This is a genomic window from Saccharibacillus sacchari (genome assembly GCF_037722395.1).
GTDB lineage: Bacteria > Bacillota > Bacilli > Paenibacillales > Paenibacillaceae > Saccharibacillus > Saccharibacillus sacchari_A.
In genome coordinates this window covers 572,502-589,293 of the sequence record NZ_JBBKAR010000033.1, presented here as the reverse complement: position 1 = coordinate 589,293, position 16,792 = coordinate 572,502, and the positions used below count along the sequence as shown (strand labels likewise).

Sequence of the window (16,792 nt, the reverse complement as noted above, 5' to 3'; positions counted from 1 at the left end):
AATTGGCTACGCCTGAACCGGATCAACCAGATCACCCATAAACAGAATCAATCCCGTCGCTCGCTCCGTAATCGCAAAGAAAAACGGGCGATTGAGCTTCAATTCAAACGGTTCGTCCTGCGGAAAAGCTGCGCCTGCGCGGGCAATCCCGGTTACGGCCGCCGCTTCAGTACCTACCTCGTCCACCTCGATAAAGGTCTTATGTGCCACGGCTCCGATCGGTTGACCGTTTCCTTGCCCCATGCCGCCGAAGTCGGATTGAAGCGGGTCGAAAGCTTTTTGTATGCCCAGACCGATTAAAGCTTCATTCAACCGCAGCGATGTCTCCAGTTTGAACTTCGGCAGTTCGATCGCCCCTCGCGCCGATCTCAATTGCTCGTTCCATTCCGCCCATCCGGGCAGTTGCTCGGCATGGAAGTCCGCAAGCGTCCTCCCCGGATCGGGAAGCGCCAGCAGCATATCGAACGTCCGGGCTTCGCCATAAGGGATACGAACCGCCCGAAATCCTTCCGCATCCAGATACGCATAACGACCGCTTTGCTTCATTGTCGGTATGTCAACGCTTTTTCCGGTCCCGGATTCTGCTACAAAAAATGGACGATTGGCTGTCAACGCGGGGTTAAAAGGTTCGGACCACTTGCCCTTGAAATAAACGGCGTTCGCCAAGTAGGTGCTCAAGCCGGTTAACGTTCCTCCATCCACCAACTGATCGATTTTTCCATGCGTCGAGTCGGATACCCAGCGATTGATGATATCCGCCGCCTCCGGCGCTCGAAACTCGATCTCCCGACTGACTGCTCCGTAATAAACGCGCAGCGCTTCCTTGTACGTTTCGGACACGGGATGCCCCACTTGGTTCCATAACGCGTTGGCAATCTCCAACTGCACCGAAGCATCGGAGGAAGACAGCCGCTCCCGCAATTCCCGTTGCAGATGATCCAGCGAAGTACCCGTCTCAACCGTCGCATCCAATGCCCGATCCATTTCGCCAGCCGTCTCGCCCAAAGCGCCCGCGCGCAGCATCGACAACGCAAATCCAATACTCGCAGGCGAGATCATCCGATTATAAGAACCTGAAGATTGTGGATCGTCTTGCGACCCATTCAGCTTGCCGAACAACCCAATTCCAAACGTATTGACCGAGTGCGCGAGCGATTCCAACGAATTTGTTTGCTGCTTCATAGATCGATTGTCCTCCTTTTACCAGCGCTGTGTGTCTCACCTGTACTCTCTTAACGCTATTACTCTTCAAAGACTGCCGCCTTATATGTTTACCAACGCCTCGGCCCATAAAAATGTTGCTTGAATTGGAAAAATAACGTGTAGAACTCATAAAAAAAGCCCCCATTGCAAGCCTAAGCTCGCAATAAGGACTTTCCAAACAAACTGATATCCGTTAAAAGCTTTCCGAGTTCGAATGTCCTCTCTCGCGCAGGCGCATCCGGGCCATGTTCAATACCCGCTCCACCTCGGATGCCACTACAGGTTTACTGATAAATTCATCCATACCGCCGGACAGACAACGATCGATATCTTCTTCCCGTACAAAAGAGCTTACGCCCACGATCAACGGCGTTCGGTCCGGCGGCAGCTGCGTACGAATCTGCGCAGCCGCTTCGACGCCGTCCGATCCCGGCATCCGCACATCCATGAAGATCAAATCATAGTCGCCGGATATCGCCTGTCTGATCGCTTTCTCTCCGTCCTCAACGATGTCGGCGTAGCAGTCAAATCGGGCTAGCATCGCTTCCAGGACTTTCCGGTTTACCGGATGGTCTTCGGCAATCAGGATACGCAAATCTTGACTTGGCTGCGAGGCTGCGGGCGCAACGGTTGGCTGGATCGCAGGCGCAATATTTTCTTCGATATCCAGCATGCCGGGAAACGGCTTGCCTTCCGTCTCCGGAATCAAGAAACGAAGCAGGAAGCGGAATGTCGCGCCTTCTCCTTCTTCGCTATCAACCGAAATCATGCCGCCCATCAATTCGACCAGCTTACGGCTAATCGAGAGGCCGAGTCCGGTTCCTCCATACTTGCGATTCAAGATCGGATGCAATTGGGAAAAAGGCTGGAACAGACGATGCTGCAACTCGCCTGCGATTCCGATCCCGGTATCGATCACCGCAAACTCGATCCAAACCTCGTTCGGGGCGCGAAACGCTTTGGGTGCTACGCGCAGCGTCACGCTCCCTTGCTCGGTGAACTTGATGGCGTTACCGACCAGATTGATCAACACCTGGCGCAAGCGTTCGCTATCGGCAATCAAGACCGAAGGGACACGTTGAACCGATTCGTCGATTGCAAATTTCAAAGCCAGATTTTTCTCCGTCGCACGCGGCAGGAACAGTTGGATAACGCTGACCAATACCTCGCGCAACTCAACAGGCTCAGGCTCAATCTCCATACGGCCCGCTTCGATTTTACTGATATCCAAAATTTCGTTCAAAATCTTCAACAGCGCGTGGCTGCTCTCGGAAATGATATTGGCGTACTGAAGTTGCTCCTGCTGAAGCTCCGTTTCCCGCAGCAGGTCCGTCATTCCGATAATCCCGTTCATCGGTGTACGCAGCTCGTGGCTGACAATCGACAGGAACTCCGACTTCGCCCGATCCGCGCGCTCTGCCGACTCTTTTGCCCGAATAATTTCTTTTTCTCCGGTCACGTCGCGGAAAACAAGCACCGCTCCCCGTCGTTCATTACGGTCCAAGATCGGCGTGAACTGGTAGGAAACGAGGAAGCTTCCGCCGTCTTTTCTCCAGAAAACGGCTTCAGGCTGCGCATGTGCCACGCCGGAATCCAGCGCATCCAGCAGCTCCGCTCCCCCAGCCTGATAAGCGCTATCCTGCGTTTGCGCCTGGCGCATCATTTCCACATAAGAACGACCGATTGCTTCCCTGCCTTCATAACCGAGCATGGCCGCGGCTGCCGGGTTGGTGAACATGACACGTCCGGCCGTATCAAAGCCTATAATCCCTTCCGAGACCGTATTGAGCAGCAGCGAATGCTGGTAGCTGAGCGCCTCGATCTGCGAGATATATTGCTTGCGTTCCGTAATGTCGGTAATGATCGCATACACGCCGGACTGGTCTTTTTTGGAACCGATCGGTACATACGCGACGCTGATATGGCGAAGGCGTCCATCCCGACGATAAAATGAAGTCTCGAAAACGCGGGATTCCCCGTTTCTTGCCGCCTGAAAATGATTGCGTGAAAGACCGGCGTATTCCTTCGGCTGGAGCATCCCCATACGCAGGCGCTGCATCTGTTCCCGGCTATAGCCGCCAATCGTTTCCATAGCCGGATTGATGGTCAGGATGCGCCCTTTCATATCCAGCGAGATGATACCGGAATTATGGTTCATGAACAGCGAACGATACCGGCTTTCGCTGCTGCGCAGCTTCTCCTCGATCCGCACGCGGGCGGTTACGTCCTGCACGATTCCTATCACCTGAAGCGGCTCTCCCGTCGTGCTGTCCCTGGAGATTTCCCATACGCCGTAAATGGTCTTCTCGGCTCCATTCGGCAGCTTGATCCGATACGTGACGTCTCCGTCTTTGCCGTTTTTCAAAATGGAAGCGATGCTCGATTTCACGTTCTCCTGATCGTCGGGATGCGTAAGGCGAACCAGGCAATCCGCGCTGCTCTCAACAGGCTGGATCGAATAATCGAAGATCTCCCGCATCTCCCGCGAAAAAGAAAGACGCATCTGCACCAAATCCCATTGCCACGATCCGATGCTGGCAAGCTGCTGGGCTTTGGCCAATACGACGTCGTTCATTTTGCGTTCGGTCACGTCGCGGGCAATTACCAATATGCGACTGACTTCGCCGTCCGAATCGCGGATTAGCCGGAACGAAGTATCTACCCAGCGGACACTGCCGTTTTTGTGCAAAACGCGACGTTCGAACGTTTGGTTTTCGGCATACAACGTTCCTTCGATCGTCATTTTCGTGGCGTCGCCGGAATGGTAAAACGAAGTGCGGTTCCGCCCCAGCATCTCCTCCGGCGTGTATCCCAATGTCCGCTCGACGGAAGGCGAAACATACAATAATGTGCCATCCGGCTTGCTGAAGGAGATCATATCGGGGGTATTTTGTGTAATCAACTTATAAATCTCACGGGTGCGTTCGCTTCGGTCGTCCAAAGCAACGTTGCGCTCGGACACATCCTCGATATAAAGAAGAATGAACGGCGGTTCGTTCTCGCCGGGAAGCTCGCATTCCACCTCTATCCATACGATATCCCCGCTACGGCGCGCAAGGCGAATTTCAACAGGTCCAAACGATCGCGGATTCTTTTTCCATTCGTTGAACGAATCCAGAAGATCGAGTGCGCTATCCGTTTCGGCGCGAAGCAGCTGCAGATAACCTTCGCCCAAAAGTTCGTCTGTTGTTCGATCCACGATACGGCTTATGGCCGGGTTTGCACCGACGCAGTTGCCGGCCGGATCGAGGATAAGAACACCGGTTGATATTTTATTGTATATACGTGCATATAGAGAAGCGTTTGGAATATCGGACGAGGTCAAGTTCATTCTCCTTTAAAAGGCTTTTCAACAATATGCGTACAAGCGGCAAAACGCCCGGGCAATTCGCAAATTCAGCTTACCGCTCCGTGAAGCAGCCAGTCGGTGAATTTACTTGCACCCGGACAATATGCCGATTCGGCACGCCTATCAGCCTTACCGTTAAAAGTCTATTCTTATCGTTTACCCAAATCCGCTACTTTTATACCGGGTTTGAGCCTTCATCCGTCAAATTTCGCGCTCAGTTGCTTCCTGAACACATCATTTGCCGGGCCGCTACGATTATAACATAGAAGCAACAAGGAAGTCGGTTGCCGTTTTAAGATGACTTTGGTAAATCACTATGTAGAAAATTGTCGAAAACATCTATTAACGTTATGTAAAGTCCGCTATAGTTAAAACAACTAGAAAATCCGGATGATTTCCGTTTGATTCGGTGTGAGCCGAAACGAACCTTTTATCCTGAAGGAGGAGCCTATGAAACGAATCAAACCTTCCGCTGCGGCGAAGTCGTCTATGCCATCCAACCGATCGCATAACGAATCCGACCTGTCATCTACATACAGCCTAAGTGAAGAACGAATTTCGGCGATGCCGCTTCCGCTCCTAGCCCCGCTTCTACGCGAGTTAAACGAGTCTTCCAAGCGAAAGATGGCACAAGTTCTTGAGCTGTCTTTTGCCCGTCGGGGAACATCTAAATGGCCCGAAGTGCTGTTTGCCAAATCCATGCTCGATCTATCCGCGCGGGCGCGTGGCAGCAGGGAAATTAGACGCAAGCTGGCCGAGGCTCTGGTTGCCGCTATACGTCCTCTGCTTGATTCGACCGATCCGGCCTTTTCACCTGAACGCTTCGATGAAAATCCAGCCGATTGGACTCTCCGTTATGGCAAATGGCATTGTTATTGGGCTTTATACTTTTCGTCTTTGGCTGATCCTTTTGAAGAAATTGGGCGGTTGCGGCTCGGACGAGTGGCTGAAGAAACGACCGTCGAAGCTCCTCCTGCGGAAATCCCTGTAGAAACGGCAGCCGCGCTTGATCCCGCTGCTTCGCCTACTCGCAATGAAGCGGCCGAGCAGCGTCGTATTGAAAAGCTCAATAAGCGGATCGAGGCATTGGAAGAGCGAGCGCGTCGAGAAGAAGAACGAGCACGTCGAGCGGAAAAGGAAAGTACGGACGCCAAGCGCGAAGCAGCCAAGCTGCAAACAGAGTTTACTGCAAGCAAGCTGGAGCTGGAAGCCGAACGGCGGCAAAATGAACGCTTGACGGAAGAACGTGAATCTTTTGCAGGACGTCTTGCCGAATCGAAACGCCAGCATAAGCAGGATCGGGGTCGTCTCGAAGAAGAACTGACCGAAACAAGGCGGATCGCGGAAGCTTTGGAAAGCCGGATTCGCACGATGCAGGCAGAAAAAGAGTCTGTTGAATATGAGGAGAATCAAGGTGCTGACCATACTTATGAGGAGCGTTCGTTGCCCGACTCAGATAGCGCGCAGCGTCCAGAAACTCCAGATCCAGAATTGGTATCTCCGTCTTCGGCAACAAACGTAAACGACGCGGAAGAGGCCATCCGCCGATTCGATGCCCTGTTGCGACGGGATCTGCGCGAAGCGGGATCTGCGCTGCCAGGTGGTCACGAGCCGGGAGATCCGGAAGCGCGAACGCATATGCGGCGCGCGCTTGATCTGCTGGACGCCGTGGACGCTTACGTCGCAGGCCGAAAGATGATGTATGGCATCGATGTACTGGTGGATGTCCGTCACATACCGCAAGCAGAGACTGAAGCACGAGAAAACAACGGCATGGCCGAAGCGCTGGAACAATTCGAATCGGATAAACGCGCAGAAGAAGACGGGCAATCCGGCACTTTCTATCGCAGGGATCACGGCGGTTATATCGTATTGGAAAATGGGGAGAGCTTCAATATCACGGAATCTATGGTGTACAAGCACCAGCTTCAGCATGAAGCCGAAGTGTTGTGTATGCCGAGACCCGACGGTCATGGCGGAACGCAGTATGAAATCTCGCTACAATTCCAGGGTGACGATACCTTCTCCCCCGTTCGCCAATACAACGGCTATGCCGAGCAGGATGAATACGGAACCTGGTATGCCGTAGATATGAACGATGCGGACCGCCGTTATCCGATCCATACGCGCGATTTGGATATTCAGCGGCCTGTCGACGGCGCTCCTTGCATCTTCAATGTCGGCGAAGAAGAAACGGTAGCCCGTCTTGCCCGCGTTTATCGGGACTTCTCCGCTCCGGATGCGCCGCAAAAACGGGAATCTTCGTTGCTGCGCTCTTCCTCTTCTTCCTCGGGCAAGCCCAAGCGCGAAGGCCGTAAAAGCAAGCCTGAACCTTTCCTGCAAGGCTGCACAGTCGTGGTTATGGGCGGACAACGCAAATGGTTTGAAGATGTGGTCGTGGAAAGCGGAGCCGAATACGTGCATGAGAACGGCGTGCGGCCGGATCTCATCGCGTCGGATCTGCGGCGGGCGCAGGCGCTGTTCCTGCTGATTACGTCGACGTCGCACCGTGCTTCTTGGGAAAGCGTCGAGCTGGCGAAAGCGGCGGAGATTCCGTACTTTATTATTCAGGGATCGAAGTCGAATTTGCGGAGTATGTTGTGGGAGAACCGGGACGCCATCAAAGGGGCGAACCGGGGCGACGTTTGATTGTCGGCTGAGGGGTAAAGCCGTTCCTATTCGCTGGGTGGAAGCTGGGCGGCTGCGGGAAAAATTCGTTCAAAGGCGTTTTGAACTGAATTTTTCCCTTCGCCTATCGCTTCGCTGAATAGGAACGGCTTTACCGGGCGCGGCAAAAGTATGCCGCGCCGGTAAAAAGAGTAAGAAAAAATAAGTCAAAAGCGTAATGGCAAAGAAATTAAGCCCTGTGGTTACGGAGATTCGTAGCCACAGGGCTTTTGTGCTTTATGGAGCATGGCATCGCAGGTTCGATTAAGGGCCGATCATGCCGACGACGGCGTCCAGACCGTCGTCTTGACCTTCGGGCGGCAGGACTTCGACGCGGACGCGGGTGGGGACGCAGACGATTTGTTGGTAAGGGCGGGAGATAAAGCCCATGTCGAGTGCGATACGTTTGGGTGCGTCGGAGTAGGTCATCCGGATGCCTTTGTCGTAGGCTTTTAGCTTGTTGTGGCCGAATTCGGTGCGGATATCGATTTCGCGTTCTTCTCCGGTCAGCGGCACGCGTTCGTATTCTTCGCCGTTGACGGTGATGACGGCGACCAGGGTGTCCGTGGAAGCAGCGGCTTCGGCTTCGCGCCATTTTTGCCAGACCAAGACGGCGCCGGCCAGAACCAAAATAGCGGCGATAAGCATAAGGTCGCCGCGTTTGATTTTCAGCTTGGGCTTGGTTGGTTTGGGCTGTCTCTCATTGGGACTTTTACCGGGTTCAGGGAATTGTTCTCCGTTGTCCACCATGTTCATTCTCCTTCAGGCACGTGCTCCGGCAGTTGCCGGGGCCGGGGCATATTCTTCGTAGGACAGGCCGATATGCGAACCGTCCATCGGTTGCCTTTCGATGATCGCTTTGCGTTTGGCTTTAAGGACAATTTGCTCAATGTCAGCGAAGCTGCAACCGCCGAGCAGACGGCAGGCTTCGGCTTCTGCACCTTCTTCGCAACCGAATTCGCCGATCAGCAAGCGGATATAGTCGCGGCGATATTTTTCATCCGGCAATTGGTAGGTCATCCGCGTATCGAAACGACGCCAGATGGCCGGGTCCAATTCGGTCTCCAGGTTCGTGGCGGCCATAAAAATGCTGCTATCGCCGAACTCGTCCAGACATTGCAGCAGCGTATTGACGGCACGCGCCATCTCTTTCACTTCGTCGCCGCTTTCGCGTGTACGCGCCACGGCATCGAATTCGTCCAGGAACAGCACGCACGGCACGACCGACGCATAATCGAAGATTTTGCGGATATTGCTGCCGGTCTCGCCCAGATGGCTGTGGATCAACGCGTCCAGCCGAACGACGATCAAAGGCAGACCGAGCGAAGCGGCGACGTGAAAAGCGGTCAACGTTTTCCCCGTTCCCGGCGGTCCGTACATCACGACTTTGTTCGGAATCGGCACGCCATGCTCGTTGAATTCTTCTCTCCGTCCCAAAATCGTCATAAACTCTTCCACGATCCGTCGGTTCCGCTCCGGCAAAACCAAATATTTAACTTTGCGTACGCAGTCTTTTGCCTCATATATCGTAGCCATATCCGTGCCTTTGGATCTTGGCAGGCGTGCGGCTGTAGAAGATTTGCCCATTCTTTCACGTACTCCTCTCGATGCCTCTCAATCTGAAGCTTATATCTGCACATTTAACTAATAGTAATCATTACTATTTAACTACGAAACACTTCCGATGTCAAACGCTGCGCGCAAAAAAAGCACCTTCCAGACGGACTGGAACTCCGACCAGAAGGCGCTTTCGATCAACAGGCGAGCCTTTGTCTTAGCAATAAGTAACCCTTACCCCGCAGGCTCACGCAGTGCAATTAATGCTTCTGCAAAAGCTACACTTCCTACCTGTATATCCTGCCGCAATCGCCCATCGCCAAGCAGCAGCAGACGGTCACACGCTTCCAGCATCAGTTCATGGTCATGCGTAATCACGAGCACCGCCGTACCGGATGCCGCAAGATTGCGCAACAACCGTACGACGCTGCGCATGCTGCGCCCGTCCAGACCGGAAGTCGGTTCGTCGAGGATCAATACATCGGGCTGACCCATCATTCCGGCGGCAAAAGCCAATCGCTGCTTTTGACCGCCCGAGAGTGCTGCCGGATGGCGATCGCGCAATTCCCAAAGTCCCAGCTCGCGCAATAATTGCTCGGCGCGCGCCGGGGCTTCGGTTTCTTTTTCCCGTGTCAGCATCAGTTCGCCGAGTACGCTATCCGCAAACAACTGGCAATCGCTATCCTGCATAACAAAAGATATTCGGCCCAGGCGGCGAGAAGCAGACAACGGCTGTCCGCTCAACGAAACGAAGCCCGACCGCTCCCGCAACAGACCGCATAATAGCTTGGCAAGCGTCGACTTGCCAGCTCCATTCGGCCCGGAGAGCGCAACGATCTCGCCTTGTCTCAGCGTGAAACTAACGTCTTCGAAGGCGGTTCGGGAACGAAAACCGGGAATCTTGACGCTTATACCAGACGCACGCAGGCGCTCACGTTCACTCCGCATACTTGAAGATTGAACTTCGCCTGAAGTCTCGAATATCGGCGAGCGCAAGCTTAGCTGTTCCCGCTTTTCGCGGCTTAATGCCAGCAATTCGCGAGGAGTCCAGACCGACGAGATCGAGCCATTTTCCATATAGACAATTCGGTCGGCGATCGGCAGCAACTCGTACAATCGATGCTCGGCCAGCAGCAAGGTATGCCCCTTCTGCTTCAACTCACTTAACAAACGGGACAACCCGGCGGCAGCGGCCAGATCAAGGTTCGCGGAAGGCTCGTCCAAAACCAACAGCCCAGGCATCGTAAGCCGTGCTGCGGCAAAAGCGACTTTCTGCTTTTCCCCTCCCGACAATAAACGTACATCCGCAGCCAACAGATCTTCCAGCGACCCTTCATCGGCCAGCTCCCGTATCCGTTCGCGGATCGACTCTGGCGGCATGCCGGTATTTTCTCCGCTGAAAGCGATCTCGTCCTGCACGACGGCATTGAAAAATTGACTGCGCGAATCCTGAAATACGCTGCCCGTCAACTGGCTGAACGCCCAGCTTTCCAAGCTGGCGGCCGAGCGGCCGAACAGTTCAACTTCCCCCTCCAACACTCCTTCGTAAAAGTGCGGAATCAGCCCGTTCAACAGCCGCATCAGCGTCGACTTGCCGCTACCGGACGGTCCGGTCAACACCACGCATTCTCCCCGGTATAGGGTAAAGTCGATATGCCGTAATTGCTCCTCCGATTCCATGTAACGAAAAGATACGTCTCGCAGACTGGCTGCTACTTCCCGGTTCGTCACGATCCGTTCATCCTCCCGTTCCCCACATCATCCAAGCAGCGGTAGCCCCTATAAAAAAAATCGGCGCCGCATAATCCTGTAGATTCAGTCTAATGATGTATATACTTGTGCGTTTCCCTGGTGCTTCGATCCCTCGAACCGAAGCGGATGCGGCCAGCTCATCGGCAATCTTGAGACTGCGCATCAGCAAAGGAACAATCCGGTATTCGAACATCTTGAGCGGGTTCTTCCAGTTCTTCAGCTTTGACGCAGACAATCCTCTTAAACGCGCCGAAGTCTGCACCGATTCGTATTCCAGCCGGAGCATAGGCAAGAAACGCAGGGCGACCGCCAAGGCAACCAGTAACCCTTTGGGCAAATGAAGCCTCTGCAAGGAAGCGATCAGTCGCCCTGAAGGAACGAAACCCAGCGGATAAGCCGCCATCACGACCGGAAGGGTACGAAGCAGCAAGCCGAGCATAAACGCCACGAAATCCAGCACCGTCACGCCTGCGGATATAGACCCCGCATAAGCCACGGCTAACAACGCCATACCGATTAGGAACGATAGCCCAGCTTTCCACAACCCTTGTACAGCCAAATAGAGCGCCAACACGAAAGTCAGTGCCAATGCTCCTGTCCAAGAAACAAGCGCACAGGCCGCTCCCGCCAGCAGTACGATCAGGAGCTGGGAACGAGGGTCAAACGCAAGTCCAGACCGTTGACCTCTTGCTTGGGATACATCCCGATTGTTAGTAACCGCCAAAGAAGCACGACCGAATTCAGGGCGACCGCTTCTTACTTCAGGCTCCATCCTCCCGCCTCCTGCTGTAAGTTCCACAAGCGCGCGTACAATTCACCTTGCTCCAAAAGTTCATCATGCGTGCCGGACTCCGCTAGTCGACCTTCTTCCAACACCAGAATACGGTCGGCAGCCTGGATCGTTTTCAAACGGTGGGCGATCAAAATAACCGTTTTGCCGCGCACCAGCTCGTTGATCGCCTGTTGTACCGCAAATTCATTTTCCGGATCAAGCGAAGCTGTCGCTTCGTCCAGCAGAATGATCGGCGCATCTTTTAAAAGAGCCCGGGCAATCGAGACACGCTGCTTCTCTCCGCCGGACAGCGTAGAACCGCCTTCGCCGACCGGCGTGTCGTAGCCTTGCGGCAAAGCGCTGATAAAGTCATGGCAGCAGGCACGCCGTGCCGCTTCTTCGATCTCGGCCTGTGTAGCCCCGGCACGACCCACTGCGATATTATTGCCGATCGTATCGCGGAATAAATAAACATCCTGGAACACGACCGAAATCTGCTCCAGCAGACGTTCGGGATGAAATTCGCGAATCGGTTGTCCGCCGATGCGGATATCGCCGCCTGTCGTTTCCCAAAAGCGTGCGATAAGTCGCGTCACGGTACTTTTCCCGCTGCCGGAAGGTCCGACCAGCGCCGTGATCGTGTTCGGTTCAATCGAAAAAGATAGATCGCGCAGTACGGGCTTGCTTGGGTCATAGCCAAACTGAACGTTCTCGAACTGGATCGTGCCGATTTTTGCAGGCTGCGTCCCCGGTAAAGGCTCCTCGGCGCGAACGTCCATGATCCGTGCCGCGCTGAACGCCGAATAACGCAGCTCGCCGTAGTTCATCAGCACGACGGTCAACGGCTCGAACACTTTGGTTCCGACCAACAGGAATAGCAAGAAAGTCGGCAGCGTCAACGACCCGCCCGCGAGCAGATACGTCCCCGTGATGATCATCAGCGTCATTCCCGATCGGGCCAGCAGCATCGCGCCCATGATCATCGGTCCCATGATGCCTTCGAGCCGGATCGAAGCTTTTTTCAATTCGTCAAACGACAAACGCAACCGCTCGAAGCGCGCTCCGCCGACGTTATGGGCTTTGATCTCGCGAATGCCGCCCAAGTACTCTTGCAATCGGCTGGCGGCTTCGTTTTTGGCTTGGACATGGCCCGCGCTGAGCTTGGCTTGGACACGATCCGTCGCCCATAGCAGCAAAGCGCCGACAGGTAAAGCGGCAAACAGAGCCAGCGCCATACGCCAATCGAGGAACAGCAATCCGCATAACGCAAGCAGCGGCAGCATGACGGCACTGATGACCTGCGGCACGTTATGCGAGATCGTATGCTCCACCTGGGCGTAATCGCTCAGCAGCAGATTGGTCAGATCGGCAGGATCTCTTCGCCCGAAAAAGCCAAGCGGAAGCTTGCGAATATGCTCGGCCAACTCCATCCGACCGTCTGCGGACAGACTGTAGGCGGCACGGTAGGTTTTGTCATACAGCAGCGAAAAAGTCGCATATTCGGCCGCGATCCACAGCAGCAACACGCCGCATACGATCCACATCCGGGTTGTATCCAGCCCCGCCGCCGGATTGGCAAACGATTGATACAGCGTATTGAACAGATCGACCAGCAGGATCGCCGGAACGATCTTGACCAGTCCGTCAAAGATCGCCGACAGCGCCGCAGGCATCAACGTACGCGGCTTGCCTCCGGTAATGTTATGGAAATACGAGTTCATCGTTAACCGCCTCCTTTCCCGCTGCCGCGTGCTGCGCCTTGCCGACGTTCCAGCCGGATGCCGCGATATGCGCCTGCCACATCCGTTCATACAGACCGTTCAGGCTGCGCAGCTCCGCGTGCGTGCCTTGTTCTTTGATTATGCCTTTTTCGATCACCAGAATTTGCTCGGCGCCTTGAATGGTGGACAGCCGGTGAGCGATAACGAGCACGGTCTTGCCTTGCACCAGCTTCGCCAGTCCGCGCTGGATGTTATGTTCGTTCTCCGCGTCGGCATACGCCGTCGCTTCGTCCAGCACCAGAATCGGCGCGTTTTTGAGCAAGGCGCGAGCAATCGCGATCCGCTGCGCTTCGCCGCCGGACAGATACGTGCCGCCTTCGCCGATCTTCGTGTCATAGCCCCTTTCCAGCTTCCCGATAAATTCATGACAGCAAGCGATTTTCGCGGCATGAATGACCTCTTCACGGCTCGCGGCCGTATTGCCCATCCGAATATTTTCCTCGATCGTATCGTAGAACAAATGCACGTCCTGAAACACAAACGACACCAGACCCATCAGCTTCTCCGTCCCCATCTCCCGGATCGGAATCCCGCCTATCGCGATCTCGCCGGAACGCACGTCCCAAAAGCGCAGCAATAGATTCGCGATCGTCGATTTTCCGCCGCCGGAAGGGCCGACCAGCGCGGTCATCTCTCCGGCTCTCGCCGTCAGGTTGATCCCGTCCAGCACCGGCTTATAATCCGCCGCCTCCGGTTCCGCGTACGAGAACGTCACATCGCGAAAGGTAATATCGTAAGACGAAGGCTGCTTGGCCTGCCGAGGTTCTGCCACGGTCGGTTCCGCGAATACGGACTCGATGCGCTTGTAGCCTTCCAGCACTTCCCGCAGTCCACTGCCGACATACATGAGCTTGATCAGCGGAGCCGACAGACTTGGGGATACGATCAGGAACAGAATAAACGTGATCGCAAATGCCTGATCGCCCGTGCGCCCGCTGAGCAGCAGTACGCCGACCGGAGCCGCGAACGTGAACAACGAACCCATCAGCACGGAAAACAGACTATACGAGCGTTTGTACAAATCGGTAATTTCCAGCGAGACGTCCCGGTAGCGATCCACCGCGCCGCGAAAAGTCAAAAAAGAGTTCGCCGTAATCCCGAAAATTTTAACCGCAGGCATGCCGCGCACGTATTCGACAGCCGTGGCATTCATCTCTTCGCCCGCAAACTGGAACTCCCGGTAATAACGCTGACCATTGTCGCTGCCGTACATTCGAGCTTGAATCAACATCCCGACCCCGATCGGCAACAGCAAAATAAGCGCCATGCGCCAATCCAGCCAGAACAGATAACCGAGCAGCGTCAGCGGCACGATGATTGCGCTCACGACATCCGGTAGCTGGTGCGCGATAAACGACTCCACTTTTTCCACCGCAACCTCGATTATTTTTTTTAACTCGCCCGAAGCCGTACGCACATGGTAGCCCATCGGCACCTTCGCCACGTGCTCGGACAGCTTCACCCGCATCTCGTACAGAATCCGGAAAGCGGCAATATGCGAGCACATCGCGCCAACGTACAGAGCGGCTAACGCCGCCACCAACGCTCCCAAAGCCAGAAATCCCAAACGTACAAGCACAGGACCGTCGATTCCGGCAGGATTCTGCGCAGCTTGAAGCAACGATTCCACAATCTTGTATACGACGATAAACGGGATGATCTGAAGCAAACTGGACAGCACGGAAAAAAAGCTCGCCGCGATCAGCAGTCCTTTGCGTCCACCCGCGATATCGAATAGGCCCGCGAGGCCCGACTTGCGTTCCATCTTGACTTGCACCTCCTTCGGTATTCGCTAACTGTTAACGGATCATGCCGGACTTCACGAAGTGCTTGCGCAGCAAGCTTTTGCCCAGCAGACAGCCCGATAGCGTCATGACGAACGTAAATAACGAACTGCCAATCATCCAGAGCGGTGACTGCGAAAATCCGATAATCGCTTCAAGCGTCTGCGGAGCAAACATATCCTGTAGCGCCGGACCGCCGTAAATGTACACCATCGCGAACGAACCCAGCCCGAACACCATGCCATATACGCCAAAAGCAATCGACTGTCGAACAAAGCTGCGGTACGCTTGCGGGCCGCCTCCAAGCAATGCCAGTTCGCCGAGAATGCCTGCCACCGCAAGGAACGCCAACATAAACGGAACGCCCATCATCGTATAAAAAAGGCCCGTCACGAGCGCGAACAGCAGCATCGCTCCCCGCTTGCCGATCTTCATCGCCATGATCAGGTAGACGACCGACGAGAAGAACAGACAAACTCCCGCGATCAACGGCATCGCCGTTATCCCGATCAGCGGCGTCATCGCCATGCCGACAATCGCATTGACGATATAGATCAACACGGTGAAGACCCCGATCAGTATGTAATCTTTGGTGAGCAACGCGGTGCGCTTTGGCTTGATTCCCGCCGTATTTTGCATCTTCCCATCTCCTCTGATAAAAATAATCATTACGATTAAAAAGACAGAGACTTTGCCCTTATCCGGCCTTCGGCTCTTATTCTTTTCGTTCGCATGGATGACATTTTCGCATAGGTTCAGAGGAAGCCGCTACCCAAATCGGGAGTAAAAAGGCCGCAATCGGGATTTTTGCAGGTTAAGGCTTGATCCGACGGCTTTGCCGAAAATAACGGGAAGGCGCATCCCCGTATTTTTCGCGGAACTTCTGCGCAAAATGGCTCGGCTTGCCGAAACCTGCCAACAAAGCCGCCTCGGTCACATTGGCTTGTCCGGTGTCCAACAAACGATACGCCTCTTCGAGCCTGCGCTCGATCACATAGGCATGAACCGAGATACCGAACAACAGTTTGAAGCCGCGCTTCAGTTTGAATTCGTTAAGCGAGACGCGCTGGGATAACTGCCTCAGACTCGGAGCGTCGAGCAGGCTCGCATCCAGAATTTCGCGGGCCAGCAGCAGCGCTTCCCGATCCGTTCGGGACAGCCCTCGCGCAGCCGACGTACGCATCGACATCTCATGCGCGTACGCGGCAGCCATCTCGATCGCTTTTCCTTCCAAAAAAAGACGTTTCAGATCGTACGCATACTGGCATTCCGCCATTTCAAGCAAAATACGTCGAACGGCATTAGGCAGCGTTTCTTTGCGGAATACGCCGCCAAACGCAGGTGCCGATTCGGGCAAAGGCGCACCGACAGCCGCTTCCAGACGCTCGGTAAAAGATCGGTCCATGCGCAGCGAAAGCCCCCAATAATCCCCGCCGCCGAGGTAGCAGCCTGTGCTATCGAACTCGCCTGCGCCGGAGACCAGCATCTCGCCGTTTTTTAAAATATAAGAAGCCTGGCCTGACGGTCGGCTGGTTGTCCACTCTACATTTTCGCCCAGACAAAAGCTCCAACTGATGCCCGGATCACGCTCCACGCTGCGCATGGTAACGTCTTCTCCAAAGGTCATTCGGCATGTTCTCAGTTCCAGCGAAGCGTTCAGCGTCAGCTTTTCAAAACTGCCCAAGCCGCTGTCTTGAGGAAGTTCTGCGCGCGAAGGAGCGGCTGGCGAGCCGTCGTACATGAGGTTGAGAGCATCGCTGATGCGGCAAACGGGCCGATGGATATTGTTCACGGTAAATTCGGCAGGCTTCAGTACGCTCATTTTGCCTTCCTCCTTTGTCAAGATGCTTGGATTATCTAATTGATAATAATTCTCATTGTAGCATAGAAAAAGCGGGCCCGACGAAAATTTTCGCCGACCGGACAA

The 16,792-nt window shown here is 54.6% G+C and carries 11 protein-coding genes; 1 reads left to right on the top strand and 10 read right to left on the bottom strand.

What is annotated here, in order from left to right:
- Positions 1 to 6: 6 nt before the first annotated feature.
- Positions 7 to 1,182: a serpin family protein gene (locus tag WKI47_RS11430; protein WP_340227251.1), complete on the bottom strand. Its 1,176-nt coding sequence runs from the start codon at positions 1,180 to 1,182 to the stop codon at positions 7 to 9.
- A 214-nt stretch (positions 1,183 to 1,396) separates the two neighbouring features.
- Complete coding sequence (locus WKI47_RS11425) at positions 1,397 to 4,528, bottom strand: PAS domain S-box protein (RefSeq protein ID WP_340227250.1); 3,132 nt, start codon at positions 4,526 to 4,528, stop codon at positions 1,397 to 1,399.
- Between the two features lie 474 nt (positions 4,529 to 5,002).
- On the opposite strand from WKI47_RS11425, the gene WKI47_RS11420 reads away from it, so the two are divergent.
- Positions 5,003 to 7,201, top strand: coding sequence for a hypothetical protein (locus WKI47_RS11420; protein ID WP_340227249.1), 2,199 nt, complete (start codon positions 5,003 to 5,005; stop codon positions 7,199 to 7,201).
- Between the two features lie 282 nt (positions 7,202 to 7,483).
- Here the strand turns inward: WKI47_RS11420 and WKI47_RS11415 are convergent, their stop codons facing one another.
- The 8 genes from WKI47_RS11415 to WKI47_RS11380 all read right to left on the bottom strand — a co-directional run bounded on the left by WKI47_RS11415 (position 7,484) and on the right by WKI47_RS11380 (position 16,687).
- Positions 7,484 to 7,969: a NusG domain II-containing protein gene (locus WKI47_RS11415; RefSeq protein WP_340227248.1), complete on the bottom strand. Its 486-nt coding sequence runs from the start codon at positions 7,967 to 7,969 to the stop codon at positions 7,484 to 7,486.
- A 12-nt stretch (positions 7,970 to 7,981) separates the two neighbouring features.
- The gene (locus WKI47_RS11410) at positions 7,982 to 8,806 is read right to left on the bottom strand and encodes an ATP-binding protein (RefSeq protein WP_340227247.1); all 825 of its coding nucleotides are present in this window, start codon (positions 8,804 to 8,806) and stop codon (positions 7,982 to 7,984) included.
- Positions 8,807 to 9,010: 204 nt separating this feature from the next.
- Positions 9,011 to 10,507 carry an ABC transporter ATP-binding protein gene (locus WKI47_RS11405; protein WP_340227246.1) on the bottom strand — a complete coding sequence of 499 codons (1,497 nt, stop codon included), beginning with the start codon at positions 10,505 to 10,507 and terminating at the stop codon, positions 9,011 to 9,013.
- Positions 10,508 to 10,514: 7 nt separating this feature from the next.
- Complete coding sequence (locus WKI47_RS11400; RefSeq protein ID WP_340227245.1) at positions 10,515 to 11,300, bottom strand: energy-coupling factor transporter transmembrane component T; 786 nt, start codon at positions 11,298 to 11,300, stop codon at positions 10,515 to 10,517.
- Positions 11,285 to 13,021: an ABC transporter ATP-binding protein gene (locus WKI47_RS11395; RefSeq protein WP_340227244.1), complete on the bottom strand. Its 1,737-nt coding sequence runs from the start codon at positions 13,019 to 13,021 to the stop codon at positions 11,285 to 11,287. The genes WKI47_RS11400 and WKI47_RS11395 overlap by 16 nt, the downstream gene beginning before the upstream one ends.
- Entirely contained in the window at positions 13,002 to 14,846 is a 1,845-nt protein-coding gene (locus WKI47_RS11390; RefSeq protein WP_340227243.1) for an ABC transporter ATP-binding protein, read from the bottom strand. Before WKI47_RS11390 ends, WKI47_RS11395 begins: the two co-directional genes overlap by 20 nt.
- A 34-nt stretch (positions 14,847 to 14,880) precedes the next feature.
- A complete protein-coding gene (locus WKI47_RS11385; RefSeq protein ID WP_340227242.1) occupies positions 14,881 to 15,504 on the bottom strand; it encodes an MptD family putative ECF transporter S component in 624 nt (207 codons plus the stop codon).
- A 175-nt stretch (positions 15,505 to 15,679) separates the two neighbouring features.
- The gene (locus WKI47_RS11380; protein WP_340227241.1) at positions 15,680 to 16,687 is read right to left on the bottom strand and encodes an AraC family transcriptional regulator; all 1,008 of its coding nucleotides are present in this window, start codon (positions 16,685 to 16,687) and stop codon (positions 15,680 to 15,682) included.
- Positions 16,688 to 16,792 lie beyond the last annotated feature (105 nt).